Origin of the sequence: Lactiplantibacillus brownii (assembly GCF_031085375.1) — a bacterium.
Lineage (GTDB): Bacteria > Bacillota > Bacilli > Lactobacillales > Lactobacillaceae > Lactiplantibacillus > Lactiplantibacillus brownii.
This window is the reverse complement of sequence record NZ_JAVCWF010000001.1, coordinates 2,596,948-2,618,391: the sequence shown is the minus strand read 5'-3', so window position 1 is coordinate 2,618,391 and position 21,444 is coordinate 2,596,948. Positions and strand designations below refer to the sequence as shown.

The window sequence follows — 21,444 nt, the reverse complement described above, 5'->3', positions numbered from 1 at the left end:
TATGAAAGAGCCATATGATGTGATCGTGATTGGTGCTGGTCCGGGTGGGATGACGGCTGCGCTATATGCTTCGCGAGCAAATTTAAAAGTAGCTATGCTAGACCGCGGTATTTACGGCGGTCAAATGAACAATACAGCGGCTATTGAAAATTATCCCGGATTCACTTCAATCTTAGGTCCAGAACTAGCTGAACAGATGTACCATAGCGCAACACAGTTTGGTGCTGAATTGGTTTATGGCAACGTCGAGACAATGACAGTGGATGCGACAACTGGTCTCAAGCGGATAAAAACGGATAGTGAAGAACTAACGGCCCGTGCAGTTATTATTGCAACCGGATCTGAAAGCCGAAAATTAGGGGTAACCGGTGAAGAACAGTACAGTGGCCGGGGCGTCTCGTACTGTGCGGTATGTGACGGGGCTTTTTATAAAAACAAAGCCGTGACGGTTATCGGTGGTGGTGATTCAGCCGTAGAAGAAGGCATGTATTTAGCAAATCTGACAACGGGTGTCAATGTCATTCATCGCCGCGATCAGTTACGAGCGCAGCAAATCTTGCAACAACGCGCCTTTGCTAATGACAAAATGGCTTTTACATGGCATAGCCAGGTGAAAGAAATTATTGGTGATGGTAAGAAGGTCACTGGGGTGGTTGTGCAGGACAAGCAAACCGGGACGACTGAAACCGTCCCAAGTGATGGCGTATTCATCTATGTTGGGGCTCACCCGATGACCGAACCCTTTAAAGAATTAGGGCTCACTAACGAAGCGGGCTGGATTCCAACGAATGACAGTATGGCGACTAAAATTCCTGGTGTTTTTGCGATCGGTGATGTCAGAGAAAAGAAGTTACGTCAAATCACGACAGCCGTTGGTGATGCTGGAATTGCCGGTCAGGAAGCATTTAATTATTTGGAAAGTCTAAAGTCAGTCACAGAAAGTAAGGCGTAATTTAGGATGAAAATGTACGATGATATTATCATTGGTAGTGGTCCCGTTGCTTTTACAATGGTACCTGGATTAACCGCGGCGCATAAAAAAGTATTAGTTGTGGAGAACCAAGATTTCGGTGGCGTTTGCCCCAATCGTGGTTGTGAACCTAAGATATTCTTAGAAGGCGCGGTCACTGCCGCCCTAACTTCGCAAAAATTACAAAACTTAGGTGTTGACTCGCCAGCAACTTTAAATTGGTAACAGCTTATTCAACGAAAAAAAGCAGTTTTTGCACCTTATCCTACTGATTCAGTCAAGGGGTACCAAGCACTGGGCGCGGAAACGGTTCATGGCACGGCTGAGTTTGTTAGTGCGCATGTCTTGAAAATTAACGGTGAAAGCTACCAAGCTACAAATATTATGATCGCCACGGGCCAACAACCTAACAAATTGCCAATTACCGGTAGTGAGTACACGTTGAGCAGTGATGATGTTTTTAATATGGAAGTTTTACCAAAACGCGTGACTTTTATTGGCGGTGGCTTTGTAAGCATGGAACTAGCTACAATGCTAAATTCGGCTGGGTCAGTGGTTGACATTGTTGAATTTGCAGAACGACCACTAAAGGCCTTTAATGCGGAACACGTTGCAATTGTCATGGCCGAAATGCGTGCACAGGGCGTTAACTTTCACTTTGGACAGGCAGTTGCCAAAGTCGAAAAGCTCACAGCGGGTTATCAAGTTACGACAGCGCAAGGTTTAAAACTTGATACTGACATGGTTGTTGATACTAGTGGCCGTGTGCCCAACGTTGAAAAACTGAATTTAGCCGCTGCCGGAATCGATTATGATCGAGCAGGGATTATCGTTAATGATCATTTTGAAACCAACGTTACTGGTGTGTATGCGTTAGGTGATGTTGCTAAGAAACGAGTGCCTAAGTTAACCTCAACGGCGCACTATGAAGGAAAATATTTGAGCGCGTATTTAACGCAGCAAGTCACTGGCAAGTTAGATTATCCAGTAGTTGCTACGGCAGCCTTTACCTTTCCTCAGATTGCCCAAGTTGGGGTAAGCCTAGAGGAAGCTCAAAGTAGTGATGATTATCAGGTTAAAGAATACGATCTAGCTAAAACGGCCCATGCCTATGTTGGGACCAACGATATGGAAGCTAAGCTCGCCTTAATTTTTAATCAACGGGAACAGCTCGTTGGCGCCGCGGAAGTCAGTCAGACTGCGGTAGATGATATTAATAATTTTGTGGATATAATTGGGTCAAACACGACTAAAAAGGCGTGGCATCAAGTGGCCATCCCAGTATTCCCATCATTGGCATATAAGGTTCATGATTTAGCTGGTCAGTAACTTGATGATGTCGTTAGATGAAACCAACTTTGAGGATTTTGGTCGCGCTAAACCGATGCTCACAATTTTAACGACCCGTTTCTGTACTGCCGGTGAGCGCTGCGATTGGCAATTTGAGCATTTTCTAACTCTAGCGACTAAATGGCAAGGCTATTTTGATTTTTCACAAATAGATGTTGATAATGCTCCCTTTGTTGCAGTAACGTGGGCGATAACAAAAATGCCAACCGTTGTGTTAGTTGTGGAAGGGCAGGTCGTAGCAAGGTATGCGACGGTCCCGTCTGATGACGTGATAAAAAAATGGTTGAAAAATAAGCACTTTTAATGAGAGGTAGGATATGATCAATGACAACAAAATTAACGGATAAAAATTTTAAAAAAGAAACGGATGAGGGGGTAGTCCTGATCGACTTCTGGGCAACTTGGTGTCCACCATGCAAGATGCAAGGACCAGTGATTGAACAATTGGATGCTGAAATGGGTGATAAAGTGAAGTTTGCGAAGTTGGATGTCGATGCCAACCCAGAAACGGCGACTGCTTTTCGAATTATGTCCATTCCAACATTAATTGTAAAGAAGGATGGCAAGGTTGTTGAGCAGATGGTCGGGTTACGGATGAAAGACCAACTAGCTACGGTTTTAAAACAATACGTTGATTAAATATGAAGGTAAGGGCTTATCACACAAGCACAATTTTTGGTGATGAGTCTTTTTTTGTGTTCATGCATCATAGCGGTCATGGTTGGCCGTTCACGGCAGGTAATACAAACGCGCTTCTTCTTTTGTGTGCTACCCTGGCAGGATCTAAATCAGCGTAATAGATTTCACCAGATTGATTGGTTATTCAGGAACAACCTTGATGTCTGTGTCTTGTTTTAAAAGAACATGTGACAACAGTTCTGTCGATAAAAGCGTATTCACTTGAAAAACAGTGAATTAGCAAGTAGTGGTTCAATGTGAAATGATGATTAACGCCATTTCTTTAAGACATCGGATGACGGTGACTATTAATTTGAAAGAGAATGCGGTAGCTTCCGATAGATATTGGCTGAGAATCATATCGTTACGAAGTAAGCAGTTTAATTCTGGCAGAAATGGTAACACCATCCTTTTTTACACATTATGAAATGGTTACTGGTTTTAAAGCTGGTATACTAAAATAGATTAAGAGTTGTCATTGTGGAGCTAGAATAAGGATTACGGAGCTGAAGCAAGGATTACGGAGCTGAAGCAAGGATTACGGAGCTGAAGCAAGGATTACGGAGCTGAAGCAAGGATTACGGAGCTGAAGCAAGGATTACGGAGCTGAAGCAAGGATTACGGAGCTGAAGCAAGGATTACGGAGCTGAAGCAAGGATTACGGAGCTGAAGCAAGGATTACGGAGCTGAAGCAAGGATTACGGAGCTGAAGCAAGGATTACGGAGCTGAAGCAAGGATTACGGAGCTGAAGCAAGGATTACGGAGCTGAAGCAAGGATTACGGAGCTGAAGCAAGGATTACGGAGCTGAAGCAAGGATTACGGAGCTGAAGCAAGGATTATGGAGCTGAAGCAAGGATTACGGAGCTGAAGCAAGTAATTTAGCGCTTAAATAGGTCTTAAATTGTTGAAAATAGTTTTTCTAACAACTACGTTCATCAAAAAAATGAAGCTATCGAATGCTTTATAAAATATGAGGTGTAATAGTGAATATTCCAAAATACGATAAAAAAGATTTGTTAAGTATTCCAGAGGGAAAAACATTTGATCGTAAAAGTGCTAAATACGATTTAAATAAGCTTGCGAATATTTTAATTGCATTTGCGAACGCTGATGGTGGGACAGTTGCTTTAGGCATTAACAATAAAAGATACGAGGGTGTGAATTTACTAGCACCTCAAAAGCAGAATGATATCCTTCAAATTGGTTCGCAAAGAATAGTTCCAACAATAAAGATAGAAATAACTCGAAAACCAGTCGTGAATATTCAAGGATTGACTGATGAGGTTTGGTTATTAACAGTACAGCCAGCTGATGACAAAATATATGCGAATAAAAAAGATGAAGTATACCTTAGAATAGGTGATGAAACTCATCGGACAACATATGAAGAACGTAAAAATCTTGAGTTTGACAAGGGAATTCGTGCATTTGAAAGTCAGATTGTTAATGAAGCAATTTTGGATGATTTAGATGAGGACACTGTTGCTGAATATAAAAAATTATATGGGTTTGAAGGAGATAATCTTTGGGATCTACTTTTTCCAAAAGGGTTGGCTAAACGTATTAGGGATAAAAATGATCATATTATTTATCGATTAACCGTAGCGGGTGTTTTACTGCTTTCAAAATATCCAACTGCTTTTATCCCAGGCGCAAGAATTAGATTTATCCGATATGAAGGACGAGAAGCGAAGACTGGCGCGGATATGAATATTGTTAAGCAGATTAGAATTGAAGGCCCGTTAACAAAGATGCTGCAACAAGCAAGTGAGAGTCTAGAGGCACAATTGCGAACTTTTTCTAGCTTGGACACTAAATCAGGAAAGTTTATCGATGTTCCTGAGTATCCTAAGGGAGCTTGGCTTGAAGGAATTGTTAATGCTGTAACGCATCGCGGATATAATTATACTGGTGATGATATTCGGATCTTAATGTTTGATGATCGATTGGAGATTCATAGCCCAGGCGGTCTGCCAGCAGTAGTTACTACAGAAAACATACGACATACCCATTACTCAAGAAATCCCTATATTGCACGAGCACTAACTGATTCTGGTTGGGTACGTGAATTTGGTGAAGGCGTTGATCGTATTTATATTGATATGAATAAATACTTTTTGGATGATCCAGTTTATAGAGTTGATTCTAATAGTGTTAATTTGATTCTGAAAAATAATATTATTGTGCGTTCGTTTCGGAAAAACGATGATTTGGAATCCAAGATTGGTGCTGACTGGCAGAAACTAAACTTTATTGAAAAAGCGGCGGTAGGGCTAGCTTATGAGCATGGAAGTGTACGTACCCGTGAGTTATCCGCAGCGGTTGATAATTATAGCATGAGCTCAGTTAGAAATGGACTGAAACATTTAACGACAATTGGGATTTTAGAGCGGGTTGCATCAGCGCCTACGTCTCCTAATCAATATTATCGGTTAATAAAGTAAAGACGGCATTATACAAAATTCTTTGACAGCAAGAACGCTACATGATAATCTTAGCAAAAGGCATTTTGGAGATAAAAGTTGATTGTAAACGAAAAACTTCGATTATGGAATATAAAAAATACTAATCAGTTAATCAGTGGATACTACCAAGTGGCAGGATGTTTTAGCATCCAGAAGTCATATTATTTTGAGTGCTTAGAAGATAGCAATTTGTCTAAAAATACGTGATCGAATAAGTGGCAGATTGAGTTTTGGGATAATCGTGACAAAATTTAACTGTTAAACGGTGACCAGTCATGGTATGCTTATATCCGTAGACGTTGCCCATGGTCGGGCATGTTCGAAAATCCTGACAATTGCGTTGTGAGGTAATTAGTCTTCGAATTGCAAAATTCGAAGGCTTTTTTTACTTGTTGGAAAAAAGTAGTTTAGTTGGTGAAACTAACATGAGAAAAGAACGCAAGAAGAAATTAAGTCGCTGAGTGTGGCAGTATTGTCTCATTTTGGTTAACTGATGGCTGTAATTGTAACTTTCTAATCTGGTTTTGGAAGTAGTTGCGACGTACAAAGCAATTTTGAAATTTGAGCCTGGCATTAAAGTAAAAGTTATATATGACGGCAGTTGCTTAGCCGGGCCGTTTTTGTTAGAAGTTGCAATGGTGTACCATTATTAGTGTGGTTTCTGAATGACGCAATTTTTATAATCTCGTTTAGATGGCATGTTAAGAATGTTAACGGGGGCGAGCACATGGAAGAACAACGACAAAAACTCACAACGCTGGTAGATCGGGCCTATGAGCAGGTACAATTACCTAAATTTGATAAGGTTAGCCAACAATTAGCGCAATTCTCTAAGGCTTTGAATCATGATGAGGATTATATTAAAATCATGCTTGGTTTAAGAACCGCTTTACTACAAGCGGATTTATCTTTAAACATCAAGAATCGCATTGCTGGGTTACCAGCAGAACATCGTGATATTTATGATTTTATCGCGCCACAACTAAAGCAAGTAGATGCAAAGGTTTTGGATCGATATACACATTATGGCTTTATTCCGTTGAAATTTGGAAGTACGGTCAAGTATTCGTAAAGTCGTATATGTTGTCGTCAAGTGAAATATTAGGGGCGCTTGGCCTATTTAAATTAAAAACTTAGATTTATTAAAAATAAGTTCAATACCTTTGAGAGTCACAGACAAAGGTGTTGGACTTATTTTCGTGAACAAACTTGGGTGGATTCTGAGAAGGATTGATTCAGCCAAGTGGCAAAGAAAGTACTAATGTAGCGAATTGAGAAATAGCGGGAGATAGTGGGAGATTGAGTCATTAATAGTTTAGTCTTTGGTGCTTAAATTGAACAGTGACTGAATCTAATGGATCATGTTGGCATCAGTTACGGCAGTGCATTCTAAGTGCCAGTTTAAAGGAAACTGACTAGTTGAAAGTAGTTTAATGCGCACTGTTTATCCAAGTCGATTGACTTGTTGATGACTGGTGCTCATTTTTTTGTTATAGCCAACATTGGTTATTTTGATGGCAGGTGATTGAATGATAATTAATTTGTTAAAAAATATATCATTATTTTTGTTTTATAGCACAAAACGACATAGGGTGTCAGACCATTTTGATACAATTATTGCTGTTAATGAAAACGCAATCAATTGTCCAACAGACTGATGACAAGAAAAGCTGAATCTTTAGGAGTTTCAATACTTAGGAGGAACTAATAATGTCAAAGAAAAAAGTGGCAACGCTCGCGACAATCGCGGCGGCTGCCGGAACAATCGGAATGGTGGGGAATCAAGGGTTAAATGCTCAGGCCGCAACTGCGACTAGCACAGCAGCTCAGACAACTGCTACAACTACTACGGATGGTCAACAAGCTGTTAGTCAAGCAACAACTAAAACGACTACTGCCAAACGTGCGGTTAGTCAGGCCTCAACCACGGTTACCACAGCACAAACCGCTGCTAATCATGCCAGCACAGACAAGAATACGGCACAAAAGGTTTTGAATTCAGCTAGCACAGCCGTTCAATCTGCAACGACTACTCAACAAGCAGCTCTTGCCACAAAGGCTGCGGCAACTCCTGAAAACATCGACAACGCTAAGCAAGTTGTTTCAGCAGCGACAACCGTTCAAAGCCAGGCTCAGTCACAAGCCGATACAACTGCGGCAACGGCGAACCAAGCACAAGCTGAAGTCAACACTAAGAGCAGTGCAGTAACGGCGGCACAACAAGCTTTGGACCAAGCCCAAAACAAAGTTAAGCAAATAGATACGACTACTGCCCAAACTGCGGTTAGTCAAGATAAAACTAATGTTGCCACGCAAACCAAGACGGTCTCTGATGCGCAAGTTACCCAAAGTCAAGCTAATGATACCGTGACAAAAGCTCAAACCACGGTTAAAACCGCACAAGCAGCTGTTGATGCTACTAATACACAGATCAAAAATGCTGATAGTACCGTTGAAGTTGGTGGGGTTGTGATGCCGGCGGGGTATAAAGAAGCTTATGCCAACAGGAGTGCTTTATACAATAATGCGTACAATGCCGTATTTGATAAAGCTAAGGATAAGGATGAGGATGCTCAGGATAAAGCTATTGCCGCGGGTAATAAAGCCCTAGAACCCTTAGCAGCTATTCAAAAGAAAGTTACTGAAATTGATTATCAACCAACGACTGCAGATAAAAATGAAGTGATTGATGATGTTAGCAATTTAACAGAGGCACAAGTGCGTGATTTATCTAATTTCACAGCATCGATCATTAATGATGTTCGAGCTCAATTTGGATTTAAGCCGATAAAAGTTTCAGACGGTTCGGCTAAACTTGGCTATTTGATGATCAATAAGCATGAGGGTAGCGGCGATACCTTTGGAGTGCAAGGTGGTAGTGAGCCATCATTCACCAAGGGGGTTGGTGTAAAGGTTGGAATACCTGTTGTTGATTATGTTGATGATGGACGACCTTATGGGGAGTTCTTATATCCAATGATTCAAGACTTTTCTGAGTGGCCTTGGAGCCTTTACCATACCAATAATCATACGATGGCGGAGTTAAAGGGAGGTATTGCGGACTATCTCTATACTCATTTGGATACACGTGATGACACTGTTGTTGAGGGGAGTCGAGCATCTTATGGCAGCATTTTAGATGTTATGGCTACTGAAGCGGGGGATGCCTACATTACAGATTACAAGACACTTGATTTATACTTAGTGACAACCTTTGATTCTAAGGGTACTATTCACCTTATCCTAATTTCTAATGATGACAATATCATTCCTAAAGGTTCTTCATTCTTCAAGAATACAACGACGCCGGCACCAATTAGTCATGTTGTCGTTAAAAATAGTACTTTGCAAGCAACGCTTAAATCACAAACTGCAGCCTTGACGACTGCTAAAACAGCCTTGTCTGCGGCACAAAATAAGCTGACTACAGCGAAGAAGGCCACTGCCGCTGCGACCAACAAGTTAACTAGTTTGAAACAACAATTGGCCACCGATGAAGCAACACTCAAGCAAGCACAAGCCTACAATGCAACGCCGGAAGAATTAGCTAGTGCTAAGGCCGCGGTTGTTACGGCCCAGGCCAATGTTGCCACGGCGACGGCTGAATTGAAGACGGCTAAGCAAACACTTGCAACGGCTAAAGCCACTGATGACAAGGCTCAAGCTGCCGTACAGGCTGCAGCTAATAAAGTTGCCAAAGCTAAAGCCTACTTGTCAGGTCTTGAAAATGCCGATGCTAATTTAGCTACGGCGACAGCAAACTTGGCTAAGGCACAAACGGCCTATGATCAAGCTAAAGCTGACTATGATCAAAAAGTGGCGGCTGCTAATACAACGGCTGCCGTCTTAAAAGCGGCTAAAGCAGCGCTAGATACTGCTAAAGCTAATTTGGCTCAAGCGACTGCTCGTGAACAAGCGCTTAAAACGGTTGAAGCAACGACTCATAGTCAACTTAATGGCCAACCTAAGGCCCAGAATTTAGCCACCACGACGCATCATACAGAAGTCACACTTACTGATGCAGCGGCGACAGTTGGAGCCACGACAACCAATGTTGCTAACGGTCTTAAAGCGAAAGCTACAACAACTACCTTGCCACAAACTAACGAACAACATGCCGGCTTTTTGAGCATGTTGGGCATGATGCTACTTGGCTTGTTTAGTCTAGCGGGTATGGGACTAAAGCGTAAACAACATTAAGTTAAGCAATAATATTTTTATAATCTCACCATGGTTTGGATTACGCCAGCCAGGGTGAGATTTTTTTAGGCCAGCAAATTAAATCAGGTAGATGACTCAATAACCTCACCGTGGTTGGCCTAGTTGACTCGCTAAATGGTCGCAAAATGCGAGCATTGTGATAGTGTGAACTAAATATACAATCAACTTAGCTGATGATAAAGATAACTAACATTCCGCTTTAGTGGCTTTTTATCAAAAAACAAACTAAAAAATCCAAGAAATCCCTTTGAACTTTGTGCATAGTTGAACTACAATGTAGTTGTAAATGAAAACGCTTTCAATAAATCGTTTTGTTTGACTGAATTTGATGTTGATAGTTTCGAGGAGGTAATATTATGAGTAGTCGCGATACAGCAAATGTTTTATGGTTTAATGAATTACATCGTCAAGATGTGAACTTAGTTGGTGGGAAATCTTCGTCATTAGGAGAAATGACTTCTTCGATGGACGTTCCAGTACCTTATGGTTTCGCAACCACCGCCCGTGCATACCGATACTTCATGCAAAAGACGGGGTTAAACGATAAAGTCAACGCTTTGCTTAACGGTATTGTGGACTACGAAGATTCGGATGAATTGCATAAAGCTTGTGAACAGATTCGTAATTTAATCGTTGGTGCCACAATGCCAACTGATTTAGCGAATGATATTCAGAAAGCTTATGTCGATCTTGCTGACAAAGTTGGTCAGTCAGATCCCTTCGTTGCCATTCGTTCTTCTGCAACGGCGGAAGATTTGCCGAATGCCTCATTCGCTGGGCAACAAGAATCTTATCTGAATATCAAAGGCGCTGCGGATGTCGTCAACCGGGTTCAAGAATGTTATTCATCGCTATTTACTGACCGGGCGACCTACTATCGTCACAAGCAACAATTCCCTTATGAAAAAGTGGCTTTGTCGGCAGCGGTCCAAATGATGGTCTTCTCCAAGGCTTCTGGGATTATGTTCTCCGTCAACGTGGCTAACGGTGACGATTCCAAGATCGTGATCGATGGGATTCGTGGCTTAGGTGAATATATTGTTTTGGGCAAAGTTACTCCTAACCACTTTGTCATTGATAAGGCTTCTTTAAAGATTGTTGAAAGAAATATTGTTAAGCAGCCTGTTGAATTAATGCGGGTCGCTAATGGTGGGACCAAAGAGCAGACCGTTCCTACTGAATTACAAGATAAACAAGTTCTCACGGATGCTCAGGTCATTGAACTCGCTGGGTATGCTAAAGAAATTGAAAAGCATTATGGCTGTTACATGGATATGGAATACGCTTTGGATACTAACACGAATCGCTTATGGATCGTGCAAGCACGTCCAGAAACGGTTTGGTCACAGCGTAATAAAGCAAAAACGAGTACTACTGGAGATGATAACGTGGTTGCAGAAGCTGATGCTAAAGTTGCTGTTCGTGGTTTACCTGCCAGCCCAGGTTTAGCCAGTGGGATCGTCCATGTCATTGATAATCCTAAGGACATTGACCAATTCAAGCAGGGTGAAGTCTTAGTTACTTTGATGACGTCACCAGATTGGGTTCCAGCTATGAAGAAGGCTGCCGCCATTGTGACCAATAATGGTGGGATGACTTGCCATGCTGCGATCGTTTCACGGGAAATGGAAATTCCATGTATCGTTGGGACTGAAAGCAAGCACGTTGCTGCAACGGCTGTCTTGAAGACCGGCGATGTTGTGACGGTCGATGCTAAAAATGGGGTTGTTTATAAAGGCAAAGTTGAAAGCATCCTCAAGAAAGCCACACCAGTTGCACAAGCGACTGGGCAAGTCGTTGCTGCTGAAACCTTCGCACCAACTGCTACGGGTGTCATGATGAACTTAGGTGACCCAGAGTTAGCGGACAAGTATTCCTCATTACCAGCAGATGGGATCGGTTTGATGCGTGAAGAGTTCCTCTGGACGACTTATATTCACGAACATCCACTCTATTTGATTGAAGAAGGTCACCCAGAAAAAGTCGTTGACATGTTAGCCGACGGGATTTCCAAGGTTGCCCGGGCAATGTCACCACGGCCAGTTGTTTTACGGTTATCTGACTTCAAGTCGAGTGAATATCGTAAACTTAAGGGTGGCGAGAAGTTTGAACCACATGAACCAGCGGACTTATTAGGCTGGCGTGGTGCTTCACGTTATTACGATCCAAAGTATATCAATGCGTTCAAGTTGGAATTAGCCGCAGTCAAGAAAGTTCGGAATGAGTTTGGCTTGAAGAACTTGAATGTCATGACTCCATTCGTTCGGACCCTTGATGAAGCCCAAAAAGTAACGGACATCATGAAAGGTGAAGGCTTAGTTCGGAATGCCGACTTCAAAGTTTACATGATGGCTGAAATTCCATCAAACATCATTTTGGCCGACAAATTCAACGAATACGTTGATGGCTATTCCATTGGCTCGAATGACTTGACGATGTTACTACTTGGCTGTGATCGGAATAATGATACCGTTGCGAGTCTCTTTGACGAACGGAACTTAGCTGTTAAACGTGCTATCCGTCATTTGATTACGACAGCGCATAAAGATGGCAAGACGGTTTCCATTTGTGGTCAAGCGCCTTCTGAATTCCCTGATTTCACCAACTTCTTGATTCAGAGTGGGATTGATTACGTCTCCGTCAACCCAGATATGGTCGAAGCAACTAAGCGCAACGTGGCTCACTTCGAACAGCGGATCATGTTGGATCATGCTACTGGCCGGGGATTACAAGATCCGACCGACTATGACTGGAAATAGTCGTCCAGCTTAATTAAGGTTACCTCGTTGAAATAGAACCATCACATCTAATTCAGAACTTTTTCTGAAATTAGGTCACTTAGAGCACCAATCTGGACACACTTCAGATTAGTGCTTTTTGTGTTGACGCGATTTTCAGTGTGCTATGATTATTAGGAAGTCAAAAATTAGGATGGTCGATTAAAGATGAAGTCAGATTTGAAAAAACAATTGTCAACACTTTCAATGTATGAACGCGCAATTTTAATGTTCTGTTTGCGGGCCTATTTTAATAGCGGCAACTATACGAATAACTTGCCCTTGGGAGAAATGTTACCGGATGTGGCAGCCGTTTTTGATGTGAATCCGAGTGTTAACGTTTTTGCCAAGTTGGCGGAACTACAGTTGACCACTAACGGCCAGCCAGCGGTCAAAGTTTTTGAGTCAATGACTTATGATAAAAACGGACAGACCCTAGTGACTGTTTTAAACAAACAGGCCGATTTGAATGCCTTGTTAAAGGTCGTTGACAACTAAGTTGAGGTCATAACAAATACCGCTCAAGCATTTAGCGCAAGCTAAGGTTCTTGAGCGGTATTTTTTGATGCCTCAGTAGCTAGTCGTTGGTAGTTCTGAAACCAATCAAGATTGTCAGTAGCATTAAACCAACTAAACTCAAGATTGGAATCAGCCAACTTTGAGTGAGATTTTGCAACTGGCCGATCAGAACCGGACCGATTGCGGCGAGTAAATAACCGATGGCTTGGGCAATGGCTGAACGGTTGGTAATGGTCGTGGTATCGCGGCTACTGGTGGCGATTAGATTGAGTGCAAAGCTGAACATTAACGCGCAGGTCAGGCCTAAGATGAGTGCCGAAAGCCACCAACCGATTCCTGACCAAGCTAAACAGGCAAAGCCTAAACTGTAGCCGACTAACAGCCAGCGTAAAGTTTGTCGTTGACTGCGAAAAATATTGAGTAAAGCGGCTGCGGGGACGCCGATAAATTGAAATACGGCGAATAAGGTACCGGCTTCGGTACTGGTGGCGCCGATAGCTTGATAGATTGTGGGTAACCAAGTGACTAAGGTGTAAAAAATCAGTGATTGTCCACCCATGAACAACGCTAGTTTTTGGACTTGACGATCATGTTTAAAGATCGCCAACAAGTTGTGCTGGGATGGGTGAGGCGTTTTAGTAGGTCGTGTGGCTTGTGGTAATAAGAAATAAGTGCAGAGCCAGGTGATCACTGCCGGCAATGCGAATAGGGCCATCACAGCTTGCCAACTGATTCGACTGGCTAAAGGGAGCGCTACAGCCGTACCGATAGCTGCCACAACCGTCATGACCAAGGAATAGTCACTGGTCAGTCGTGTCGGATTAGCTTGGTTCATTTGGGCAATCATTGTGGGCACCGTGATATTTAAACCGGCGATAGCTAGTCCTACCAAAAATGTGCCACTGATCAGGGTGAAGACATTAAAGGGCCGTATTAAGTTGGCGAGAATTAGTAAGCCAGTGGTCAGTAACAACATCGTCTTGATTCCCAATTCTTGAATTAAGCGAGGCGCCAAGAGTGATCCGGCGCCAAAACAAAGTAGCGGGATCGTTACTAGCAAGGCAATTAGTGGCTTACTGATAATCAGATCTTGTTGAATAAGGTGAAATAATGGGGGTAACGCCGTCACAGACAGGCGAAGGTTCATTGCGGCAAGTAACATTAATAAGGTCATTTTTTTCATCAAAAAAGCACTCCTTTAGGCTATCCCAGCCTAGAAGCAGTGCTTAACTAGTAACATGACGAGTCAAAACTCGCTATCGGAATTAATATTTCAGTCTATCTTAGCGGAAATCAGCCATTTTGACAAGGCTAAATTTTGAAAATTAGAACGTTATTCTTGGGGCATATGAAACGATGACCAGAGCTAAATGCCCTTGATTCAGTCGCAGTTGCCGCACTAGCAGTGATTGTTGAAAAGTGAATTTGCGTTGCCCTTGTCTTATGATTTGGTGTTTTTGAGCCGTAATAGTTTAGCCTTGGCATAACCGTAAAACTCGTTTTGTGAAAATGGATACTTTGACTGCTTGTTTTTTAGAAGGTTAACTGGTCCGAGCCACAATATAAAGACGGATGCCCAAGCACCAATAAAACCAACGATTAAATCTGTGGGGGTCGCAAGCTGATTAGAGACAACATACCAAATATAGTAAATTCCTAACGGCCAATGTAGCAGCACAACGGAAGCTTCACCGGGATTGTAAAAGCTTTTGAGTTTGAAATTATTATAAAAGCCATGATTGACGATCTGGACCATGCCTTGACCAACTTGAATGAGACCGTACCAAATCGCTCCGGGAAAGAGGATGGCCAAAATATAAAAAGGATAAGCCATGAAAACGTTGTTGATCATGACTTGATTGGCATTTAAGGGGTAGCGTTCTGGCACATTTTTTTCGCCATTGACAGCAATGTTAAAAATGCTGGGGAATCCACCTGGTAAGCCGTATTCTTCAAATTGATGGACCAGCATCGCCATATAACTATAGGTCAAGATGAGTTGAATATGGCTCAGATGATCGCCGAAAAATCCTGTGAAATAAGCTAACACGACGAAGAGGATACCACCGATAAAGAACCAATTTTGACGATAAAATTTCATAAGTTTCATAACTTCCTTTGCAGAGAATTGTCCAACACGTGTTGTATAATCAAAGCGTAACAGCGTCAGATGACATCATCAACCAACAATTAGTGCGATGATGTCGGAAAGTGAAGTGTCTGAAATGATCAAGAATCCTAGCATCACTGCGGCAACTCGCCAGAACTTTATTGAGGCTTTTTGCCAGTTAAGTCAAACTGAACCGGTGACCAAGATAACGGTCCGTGAATTGACCCAACGAGCCGGTTATAATCGCAGCACCTTTTATCAATATTTTGATGATGTGTATGACTTATTAACGGCAATCGAAGATTTGGTTTTGACCCAAATTATGCAAAATTTGGCGAATAGTTTTGATCAAGGGACATTAGCCGAAACATTTGTGACCGCGTTCAGTCAAGCGCACGCGACCTTGGCTAGTTATTATGAGGTTGTTTTGACTGACAGTGATCAGGCACGATTTACCAAGCGATTAAAGGTGATGATTACAAGCTGGTTAACCACTAATTATCAATTGGCAACTACGGATACACAGTTGATGTATGTGGTGGATTTTTACTTATCGGGGGTCATTGCTGTCATTGAGCGCTGGATCAAACAACAACGGGACTTGCCGACCACGACACTAGCTGCGTTGATACGTGGCATGATCGATGATGGTTTGGCGCCACAATTAATTTTGCTGAAAGGAAAGTAAGTTGGTCATGATTGATTGTTCGTGGTAGCCAATCTTGGTTGAAAAGTGTTTATATTTTACAAGTGTGATTAAAGCCATAATAATCAATATTAGTTAATTTAATTAAGAAAGTAGGTGTGCCAAAATGGCATTTCTTATTTCAACCGCGGTGTTAGTGACCGCAGTGATGATTAGTATTGTCGTCAATCGACGGTGGTTACCACGATTGTCGGTGAATTATGTCAGTATGTTAATTGGTGCCGTAATTGCGGTAATCCCGTTTTTAAATGGCTTAGTTGCAAAATTTGATTCCGAGATCTTCATCGGTCTGATTGTGGCTCCCTTGCTTTACTTCGAAGGCCAGAATACGCGGTTAAATTTAGTTGGGCGTCATGTTCGAGAGATTATTAGCTTAACGATTGGCATGGTCATACTTTGTGCGATCGTGGCAGGCTTAGGGACAACCCTGCTGACTGGTGTGGGCTTACCGTTGGCGTTTATTTTGGCTGCTATAAGCACGCCAACGGATGCCACCGCGACTGAGTCGGTTACTATGGGCCGCCGTTTACCAATACGGGAACAGACCAGTCTTAAACTGGAGTCATTATTTAATGATGCTTCAGGAATTATTTTGCTCAATATGGCGATTCTTTGGTACGTCAATGGGTACGTTAATTACTCGCAAACTTTGTGGAATTTTGTCTATTCTGCTGGTGGTGGCATTATTTTTGGTGGGGTGATTAGTGCTGGCATTGTTTATCTGCGTCAGGTCATGCTACGTTCAAAATTGAATTTCATTAATAATACTTATAATAACGGTACCCCGTTGAAGGTAATCTATTTGTTGACACCCTTTGTACTGTATTTTGGTGCGGAAGCCATTGGGGTATCTGGTATTATTGCGGTCGTTTTTGCTGGCTTGATACACAATGCGGAAGGGGAGCGGAGCGCGCTAGCTAACCCGCAATTAGCCAGCGATATCTATCAGTTAGTGGGCTTGTTGAGTGATATTTTGAATAGTATCGTTTTTCTGGTTTTAGGGATTGTTTTACTACGCACTACTTTGGATCGTACCGTGACTTATGATGGGTCTTTGATTTGGATTGCGATTGGTATCGTGTTATATCTGGCTAATTTAGTGGCGCGCTATGGTTATGTCCGACTCGTCCGGCGGGTACCTAATCGGGAGGCCTGGATCTTTGCGCTCGGTGGGATTCATGGCGCCGTCACATTTGCACTAGCATTTACCGTAGCCGAGACTCAGGTGAAAACGGCCGATTTCAATTTAGTTTTGATGTCTGAAAGTTTATTAATTATTTTAAGCTTAATTGTGCCGACCATCGTTTTTCGTTGGTTATTGCCAAAAGTTAAAGTTGATGTTGATGCGGCGACTCGCATTGCGGCCGTGCGAGAACAGATGATTGAAGTTGGCATTCAAACGCTATGGGACATGCCGATTTCACAAGAATTTAAGGACGCCGTGACTTTTGATTTGCGTTCTCAAAATGGTCATACAACGTTGCAGCAATTTATGACTGAATGGCGGCGGATGGTACAACATGACGACTATACGGCGGCACAAATGCGTGAACTAATGGTCATTTACCGTAATGTTTTTCAAGCCGAACGCGCATATTTGCTCAAGCAATATGAAGGTACTCATGAAATTAGTGAAGATTTATTTAATAATTTGTATCGAGAAATTGGAACGGCCGAAATGGTTGTTTTAGAGTACGGTGTGTCTAAGTGATTTGATAGCTTTTGCCCACACATTTAGTAATAAAAAGCTTCTCAGTCGGAAAATTGACTGGGAAGCTTTTACTAATTATTTAAGCATGTTGTCATTAATTCTTACGACGACGAAAGGCAGTTGCTAGGGCAACGAGACTGCCTAATAGTGTCAAGCCAAGCATAGCCGTGCCGCGGCGTTCGTTAGTTTGCGGCAATGTTTGGGCAGTTGATTTGGTCGCCAGAGGAACTAGTGGTTTGAGCTTGTTCGTGCTAACTGTAGTGGCTTTGACCGTGTTATCAGTAGGAATCGTGACCGTTGGCCGTGTTGGTTCTGGCTCTGGTTGTTCACTAGGCTGTTCAGGCATGATTTTGTCATCACTCGTCGTGACTGCTTCGTAAATATAGCTGATTTCCAAGTCGTCTTTGGTAAAGATCCCGGTCGCGTTGGCTGGTGCCTTTATCAAATGATAGGCCGAATTATTTAGTGCAAAAGTTTGATAGGGTGTCCCGACCTTACCAGTGAGAACAACATTTGGGGCAATTGAAACCCCATCCGCGGTCATATGTTTAACGATGACGCGCCCGGTCATGTCGGGTGTGACTGGTGGCGTAACGGTCTGACGGTAAATAAAGGTGACGACCGAATCCGACGTGTCGAATTGACCACTCGCCGAGCCAACTGTTGAGTGATAGCTGTAACCGGCAATTTCAGGCGCAGTCAATGAATAGTTGCTACCAACTTGCCCAGTGATTTGGGTATCAGCTTTAAGTTGTTTGCCGTTTTGATCCTGATAGTGAGCGGTGACCGTTGAATTAACTTCGTCATAAATAAACGTGACTTCTAGCGGTTCCTCAGTGTAGGTGCCAGTAGCGTTTCCATTAGTGTGGTTATACTTGTAGCCGAGAATTTCTGGCGCATCTAATTGATAGTCAGTACCAACTTGCCCAGTGATTTGGGTATCAGCTTTAAGTTGTTTGCCGTTTTGATCTTGATAGTGAGCGGTGACCGTCGAATTAACTTCGTCATAAATAAACGTGACTTCTAACGGTTCCTCAGTGTAGGTCCCAGTAGCGTTTCCAACAGTATTATTGTACTTGTAGCCGAGAATTTCTGGTGCATCTAATTGATAGTCAGTACCCACACGCCCAGAAATTTGGGTGTCGGGTTTAAGTTGTTTGCCGTTTTTATCTTGATAGTGAGCGGTGACCGTCGAATTAACTTCATCATAAATAAACGTGACTTCTAACGGTTCCTCAGTGTAGGTCCCAGCAGCGTTTCCAATAGTGTGGTTATACTTGTAGCCGAGAATTTCTGGCGCATCTAGCGCATAGCTACTGCCAACTTGCCCAGAAATTTGGGTATCAGCTTTAAGCTGTTTGCCGTTTTGATCTTGATAGTGAGCGGTGACCGTCGAATTAACTTCGTCATAAATAAACGTGACTTCTAGCGGTTCCTCAGTGTAGGTGCCAGTAGCGTTTCCAATAGTGTGGTTATACTTGTAGCCGAGAATTTCTGGTACATCTAATTGATAATCGGTACCCACACGCCCCGAAATTTGGGTATCAGCTTTAAGTTGTTTGCCGTTTTTATCTTGATAGTGAGCGGTGACCGTTGAATTGACTTCATCATAAATAAACGTAACTTCAAATGGCTCCTCGGTGAAAGTCCCAGTAGCACTTCCAATAATGTCACTATACTTATAACCGAGAATGTCCGGTGCATCTAGCTTATAATCGGTGCCAACACGGCCAGTCGTTTGTGTATCTTCTCTGAGTAAGTTTCCGTTTCTGTCGTGATGATGGACTGTGATGGTCGAATGAACTTCATCGTAAATAAACGTGATCTCGATAGGTTCTTCAGTATAAGTCCCAGTTGCGTTGCCATTGGTCGTTTGATACTTGTAACCCAGAATTTTTGGCGCCTCAAATTGATAATCTGAACCAATTTGGCCGGTGGTCTGAGTATCTGCTTTAATTGGTTGACCATTCTGATCTTGATAGTGAACCGTGACCGTCGAAGTAGCTTCCTCATAGACAAAAGTGACGGTTTGAGCAGTATCTGAAAAAGTCCCAGTGGCGTTAGTCGGTTCAGCTTTTAAGCGATAACCAGGAATCGTTTTGGCCGTCGCTTGATACGTGTCACCAATAAGTCCAGAAAGCGTGGTTTCATCGGCTAGTGGTTGATTGTTGGCATCGACGTATTTTACCGTCACCGCAGCGGCATCCGCCGCAATGATATACGGCGTGAAAATGTCGATGGTTTCAATATTGTCGCTATCATAAAAAATTGAAATTAAATAGTACGTATAAGGATTTTGATTTACGGCAACATTGGGATAAGGACTAGTAGTTGGCCCGGGCATGATCTGATTTTGGGTCACTTGATAATCGATATTGTTGCCGTTCATTGTGTTAGTGGCGCCATTGTAAAAGAACCAACCGGAAGCGGTCGGCAAATCACCTGGAATATCAACGACTACGCGGCCGGCGGAAGGTTGTAGTGTCAAGGCAACCCCTTTAGGTAGCTTGATTGGGTTGACTAGTGTGTATTTGCCAGTTTGTGGGACACGAACAACTGAACCGTAAACGGCCTGACCAGCAATGTAGAAGTATTTCGTGTATTGCGCAGCATCTAAAGTTGAAAAGTCAGCAATCATGTCGTGACCAAGATTCAAATCAACCAGTTTTTTTAGACCGGCGATTGGGGTGATATCCGATACACGTTGGCCAGACAATTGTAGCGTGGTTAAGTTAGTTAATGCTGCTAGTGGCTTGATATCGGTGATGTCGCCCCGAAAATGTGGATTAGGCGTATTTAAGCTATTCAATAAATCCAAGTTAGTCAGATTAGTGGCATATTCTAAACCTGCTAACGAAAAGGAACTTTTGCCATCAATATAAGTTGAGTAGGATTGAATACTCAGTTCTGTGAGTAACAACATATCTTGCTTGGTAATTTCGGCGGCACTGGTCCAAGTTTTCCCATGATTGTCGGAATTTAACCGATCTAAAACCATCTGCTGAACCGTTTTATTCGGCATCCAGTCATTGATGTTTTCGTCTGCACGAGTGGTAATCCGTGATTGAACCGCTAACTTGGGCGTACTTGCTTGCAGCTGACTTGATGCGGTGACATCGGTTTTGGTTTCTGCAACGGTTGTTGGTTTAGTCTCGATCGTGTCAGGTTTGGTGTTCTCGGTTGCTTTAGTGGCCGTCGTTTCAGGCACTTTTGTTGTTGCCGATTGATCAGAAGTTGCGTGGTGCTGGTCATCGGTAGTTGACGTCACTTCAGCTGGTTTAGTCTCCGAGGCGTTGGTCGTTTTTATTGACGTATCCGTCGTTGGTTTTGGGTTAGTTTCTGTGGTATCGGTAGGTTTAACGCTAGATTCAGGCTTGACCACTGGTGCAGTAGTTGGCGTTTTCGTCGTGGATTCAGTTGCTGGTTGTTGATTAGTGACTGTAGCTTCATGACGCAAGGTGACTTGCTTTTCAGTGGTGGTCGTTGTGGTTGTTGCTGATTGTGATTCAGCTGTAGAGCCTGAAGCATTGGTGTCGGCTTGTGCGACTTGATCTTGCCAGGCCCCTAAAGCCATGACTGACGTCACAACACCGGCGAAGAGCCATTTTTTACCTTTTTTATACATCCGGAAATGTTCCTTTTGATTAGACATGTGTATCCCCCCGTTGATTAATTATTAATTGCTAAGGTCATGTAGATGACCTTGTGAACTTTAAACAATGAATAATTTTTAATAAAATAAACAATTACAACCTAAAAATAAATGTTTAACTAAATAGACACATGATTGATAATTAAGTATCTTATCCATTATGCTATCACAGTTAGTTAACGGGTTCATCTATTTGCAAAAAGAAAAGCCAAATTGGCTAGATAATTACCGTTATATCAGTATTTTAAGATTGAAATTGTTGATTGAACTTCCGTTATGTTAA

The 21,444-nt window shown here is 42.5% G+C and carries 15 protein-coding genes; 12 read left to right on the top strand and 3 right to left on the bottom strand.

All coding sequences use genetic code 11. The annotated features are described in order from the left end of the window. Window position 1 precedes the first annotated feature (1 nt). The 10 genes from trxB (at window position 2) to RA086_RS12195 (ending at window position 12,961) form a co-directional block, all read left to right on the top strand. Entirely contained in the window at window positions 2-952 is a 951-nt protein-coding gene (gene trxB / locus RA086_RS12240) for a thioredoxin-disulfide reductase (protein WP_308704064.1), read from the top strand. 6 nt (window positions 953-958) lie between these two features. Beyond that, complete coding sequence (locus tag RA086_RS12235; protein WP_308704063.1) at window positions 959-1,195, top strand: hypothetical protein; 237 nt, start codon at window positions 959-961, stop codon at window positions 1,193-1,195. Between the two features lie 6 nt (window positions 1,196-1,201). Further along, the gene (locus RA086_RS12230; RefSeq protein WP_308704476.1) at window positions 1,202-2,299 is read left to right on the top strand and encodes an NAD(P)/FAD-dependent oxidoreductase; all 1,098 of its coding nucleotides are present in this window, start codon (window positions 1,202-1,204) and stop codon (window positions 2,297-2,299) included. A 4-nt stretch (window positions 2,300-2,303) separates the two neighbouring features. Further along, window positions 2,304-2,624 carry a thioredoxin domain-containing protein gene (locus tag RA086_RS12225; protein ID WP_308704475.1) on the top strand — a complete coding sequence of 107 codons (321 nt, stop codon included), beginning with the start codon at window positions 2,304-2,306 and terminating at the stop codon, window positions 2,622-2,624. Window positions 2,625-2,644: 20 nt separating this feature from the next. Further along, window positions 2,645-2,959: a thioredoxin gene (trxA, locus tag RA086_RS12220; RefSeq protein WP_308704062.1), complete on the top strand. Its 315-nt coding sequence runs from the start codon at window positions 2,645-2,647 to the stop codon at window positions 2,957-2,959. 1,024 nt (window positions 2,960-3,983) lie between these two features. Continuing rightward, window positions 3,984-5,444, top strand: a complete 1,461-nt coding sequence (locus RA086_RS12215) for an ATP-binding protein (protein WP_308704061.1) — start codon at window positions 3,984-3,986, stop codon at window positions 5,442-5,444. Window positions 5,445-6,192: 748 nt separating this feature from the next. Next, window positions 6,193-6,537, top strand: coding sequence for a hypothetical protein (locus RA086_RS12210; RefSeq protein ID WP_308704060.1), 345 nt, complete (start codon window positions 6,193-6,195; stop codon window positions 6,535-6,537). Between the two features lie 638 nt (window positions 6,538-7,175). Continuing rightward, window positions 7,176-9,665 (top strand): SEC10/PgrA surface exclusion domain-containing protein, encoded by a 2,490-nt coding sequence (locus tag RA086_RS12205; RefSeq protein ID WP_308704059.1) that lies wholly within the window; start codon window positions 7,176-7,178, stop codon window positions 9,663-9,665. A gap of 377 nt (window positions 9,666-10,042) precedes the next feature. Next, window positions 10,043-12,445, top strand: coding sequence for a phosphoenolpyruvate synthase (gene ppsA / locus RA086_RS12200; RefSeq protein ID WP_308704058.1), 2,403 nt, complete (start codon window positions 10,043-10,045; stop codon window positions 12,443-12,445). 186 nt (window positions 12,446-12,631) lie between these two features. Continuing rightward, window positions 12,632-12,961 carry a hypothetical protein gene (locus RA086_RS12195; protein ID WP_308704057.1) on the top strand — a complete coding sequence of 110 codons (330 nt, stop codon included), beginning with the start codon at window positions 12,632-12,634 and terminating at the stop codon, window positions 12,959-12,961. A 79-nt stretch (window positions 12,962-13,040) separates the two neighbouring features. Here RA086_RS12195 and RA086_RS12190 read toward each other — a convergent pair whose 3' ends face one another. Both RA086_RS12190 and RA086_RS12185 read right to left on the bottom strand, forming a co-directional pair. Next, window positions 13,041-14,165, bottom strand: coding sequence for an MFS transporter (locus RA086_RS12190; protein WP_308704056.1), 1,125 nt, complete (start codon window positions 14,163-14,165; stop codon window positions 13,041-13,043). Between the two features lie 258 nt (window positions 14,166-14,423). After that, window positions 14,424-15,092 (bottom strand): HXXEE domain-containing protein, encoded by a 669-nt coding sequence (locus tag RA086_RS12185; RefSeq protein WP_308704055.1) that lies wholly within the window; start codon window positions 15,090-15,092, stop codon window positions 14,424-14,426. Window positions 15,093-15,207: 115 nt separating this feature from the next. Here RA086_RS12185 and RA086_RS12180 point away from each other — a divergent pair, with 115 nt between their 5' ends. Both RA086_RS12180 and RA086_RS12175 read left to right on the top strand, forming a co-directional pair. Continuing rightward, on the top strand, window positions 15,208-15,780 hold the full coding sequence (locus RA086_RS12180; RefSeq protein ID WP_308704054.1) for a TetR/AcrR family transcriptional regulator: 573 nt from the start codon (window positions 15,208-15,210) through the stop codon (window positions 15,778-15,780). 124 nt (window positions 15,781-15,904) lie between these two features. Next, the gene (locus tag RA086_RS12175; protein ID WP_308704053.1) at window positions 15,905-17,509 is read left to right on the top strand and encodes a cation:proton antiporter; all 1,605 of its coding nucleotides are present in this window, start codon (window positions 15,905-15,907) and stop codon (window positions 17,507-17,509) included. A 94-nt stretch (window positions 17,510-17,603) separates the two neighbouring features. Here the strand turns inward: RA086_RS12175 and RA086_RS12170 are convergent, their stop codons facing one another. After that, window positions 17,604-21,161 (bottom strand): MucBP domain-containing protein, encoded by a 3,558-nt coding sequence (locus tag RA086_RS12170; protein WP_308704052.1) that lies wholly within the window; start codon window positions 21,159-21,161, stop codon window positions 17,604-17,606. Between the last annotated feature and the right edge of the window lie 283 nt (window positions 21,162-21,444).

Bases quoted from the DNA above. Each gene is read 5' to 3' on its own strand.
- trxB (WP_308704064.1), top strand. From the start codon at position 2: ATGAAAGAGCCATATGATGTGATCGTGATTGGTGCTGGTCCGGGTGGG.
- RA086_RS12235 (WP_308704063.1), top strand. From the start codon at position 959: ATGAAAATGTACGATGATATTATCATTGGTAGTGGTCCCGTTGCTTTT.
- RA086_RS12225 (WP_308704475.1), top strand. From the start codon at position 2,304: ATGATGTCGTTAGATGAAACCAACTTTGAGGATTTTGGTCGCGCTAAA.
- trxA (WP_308704062.1), top strand. From the start codon at position 2,645: ATGACAACAAAATTAACGGATAAAAATTTTAAAAAAGAAACGGATGAG.
- RA086_RS12210 (WP_308704060.1), top strand. From the start codon at position 6,193: ATGGAAGAACAACGACAAAAACTCACAACGCTGGTAGATCGGGCCTAT.
- RA086_RS12205 (WP_308704059.1), top strand. From the start codon at position 7,176: ATGTCAAAGAAAAAAGTGGCAACGCTCGCGACAATCGCGGCGGCTGCC.
- ppsA (WP_308704058.1), top strand. From the start codon at position 10,043: ATGAGTAGTCGCGATACAGCAAATGTTTTATGGTTTAATGAATTACAT.
- RA086_RS12195 (WP_308704057.1), top strand. From the start codon at position 12,632: ATGAAGTCAGATTTGAAAAAACAATTGTCAACACTTTCAATGTATGAA.
- RA086_RS12190 (WP_308704056.1), bottom strand. From the start codon at position 14,165: ATGAAAAAAATGACCTTATTAATGTTACTTGCCGCAATGAACCTTCGC.
- RA086_RS12185 (WP_308704055.1), bottom strand. From the start codon at position 15,092: ATGAAACTTATGAAATTTTATCGTCAAAATTGGTTCTTTATCGGTGGT.
- RA086_RS12180 (WP_308704054.1), top strand. From the start codon at position 15,208: ATGATCAAGAATCCTAGCATCACTGCGGCAACTCGCCAGAACTTTATT.
- RA086_RS12175 (WP_308704053.1), top strand. From the start codon at position 15,905: ATGGCATTTCTTATTTCAACCGCGGTGTTAGTGACCGCAGTGATGATT.
- RA086_RS12170 (WP_308704052.1), bottom strand. From the start codon at position 21,161: ATGTCTAATCAAAAGGAACATTTCCGGATGTATAAAAAAGGTAAAAAA.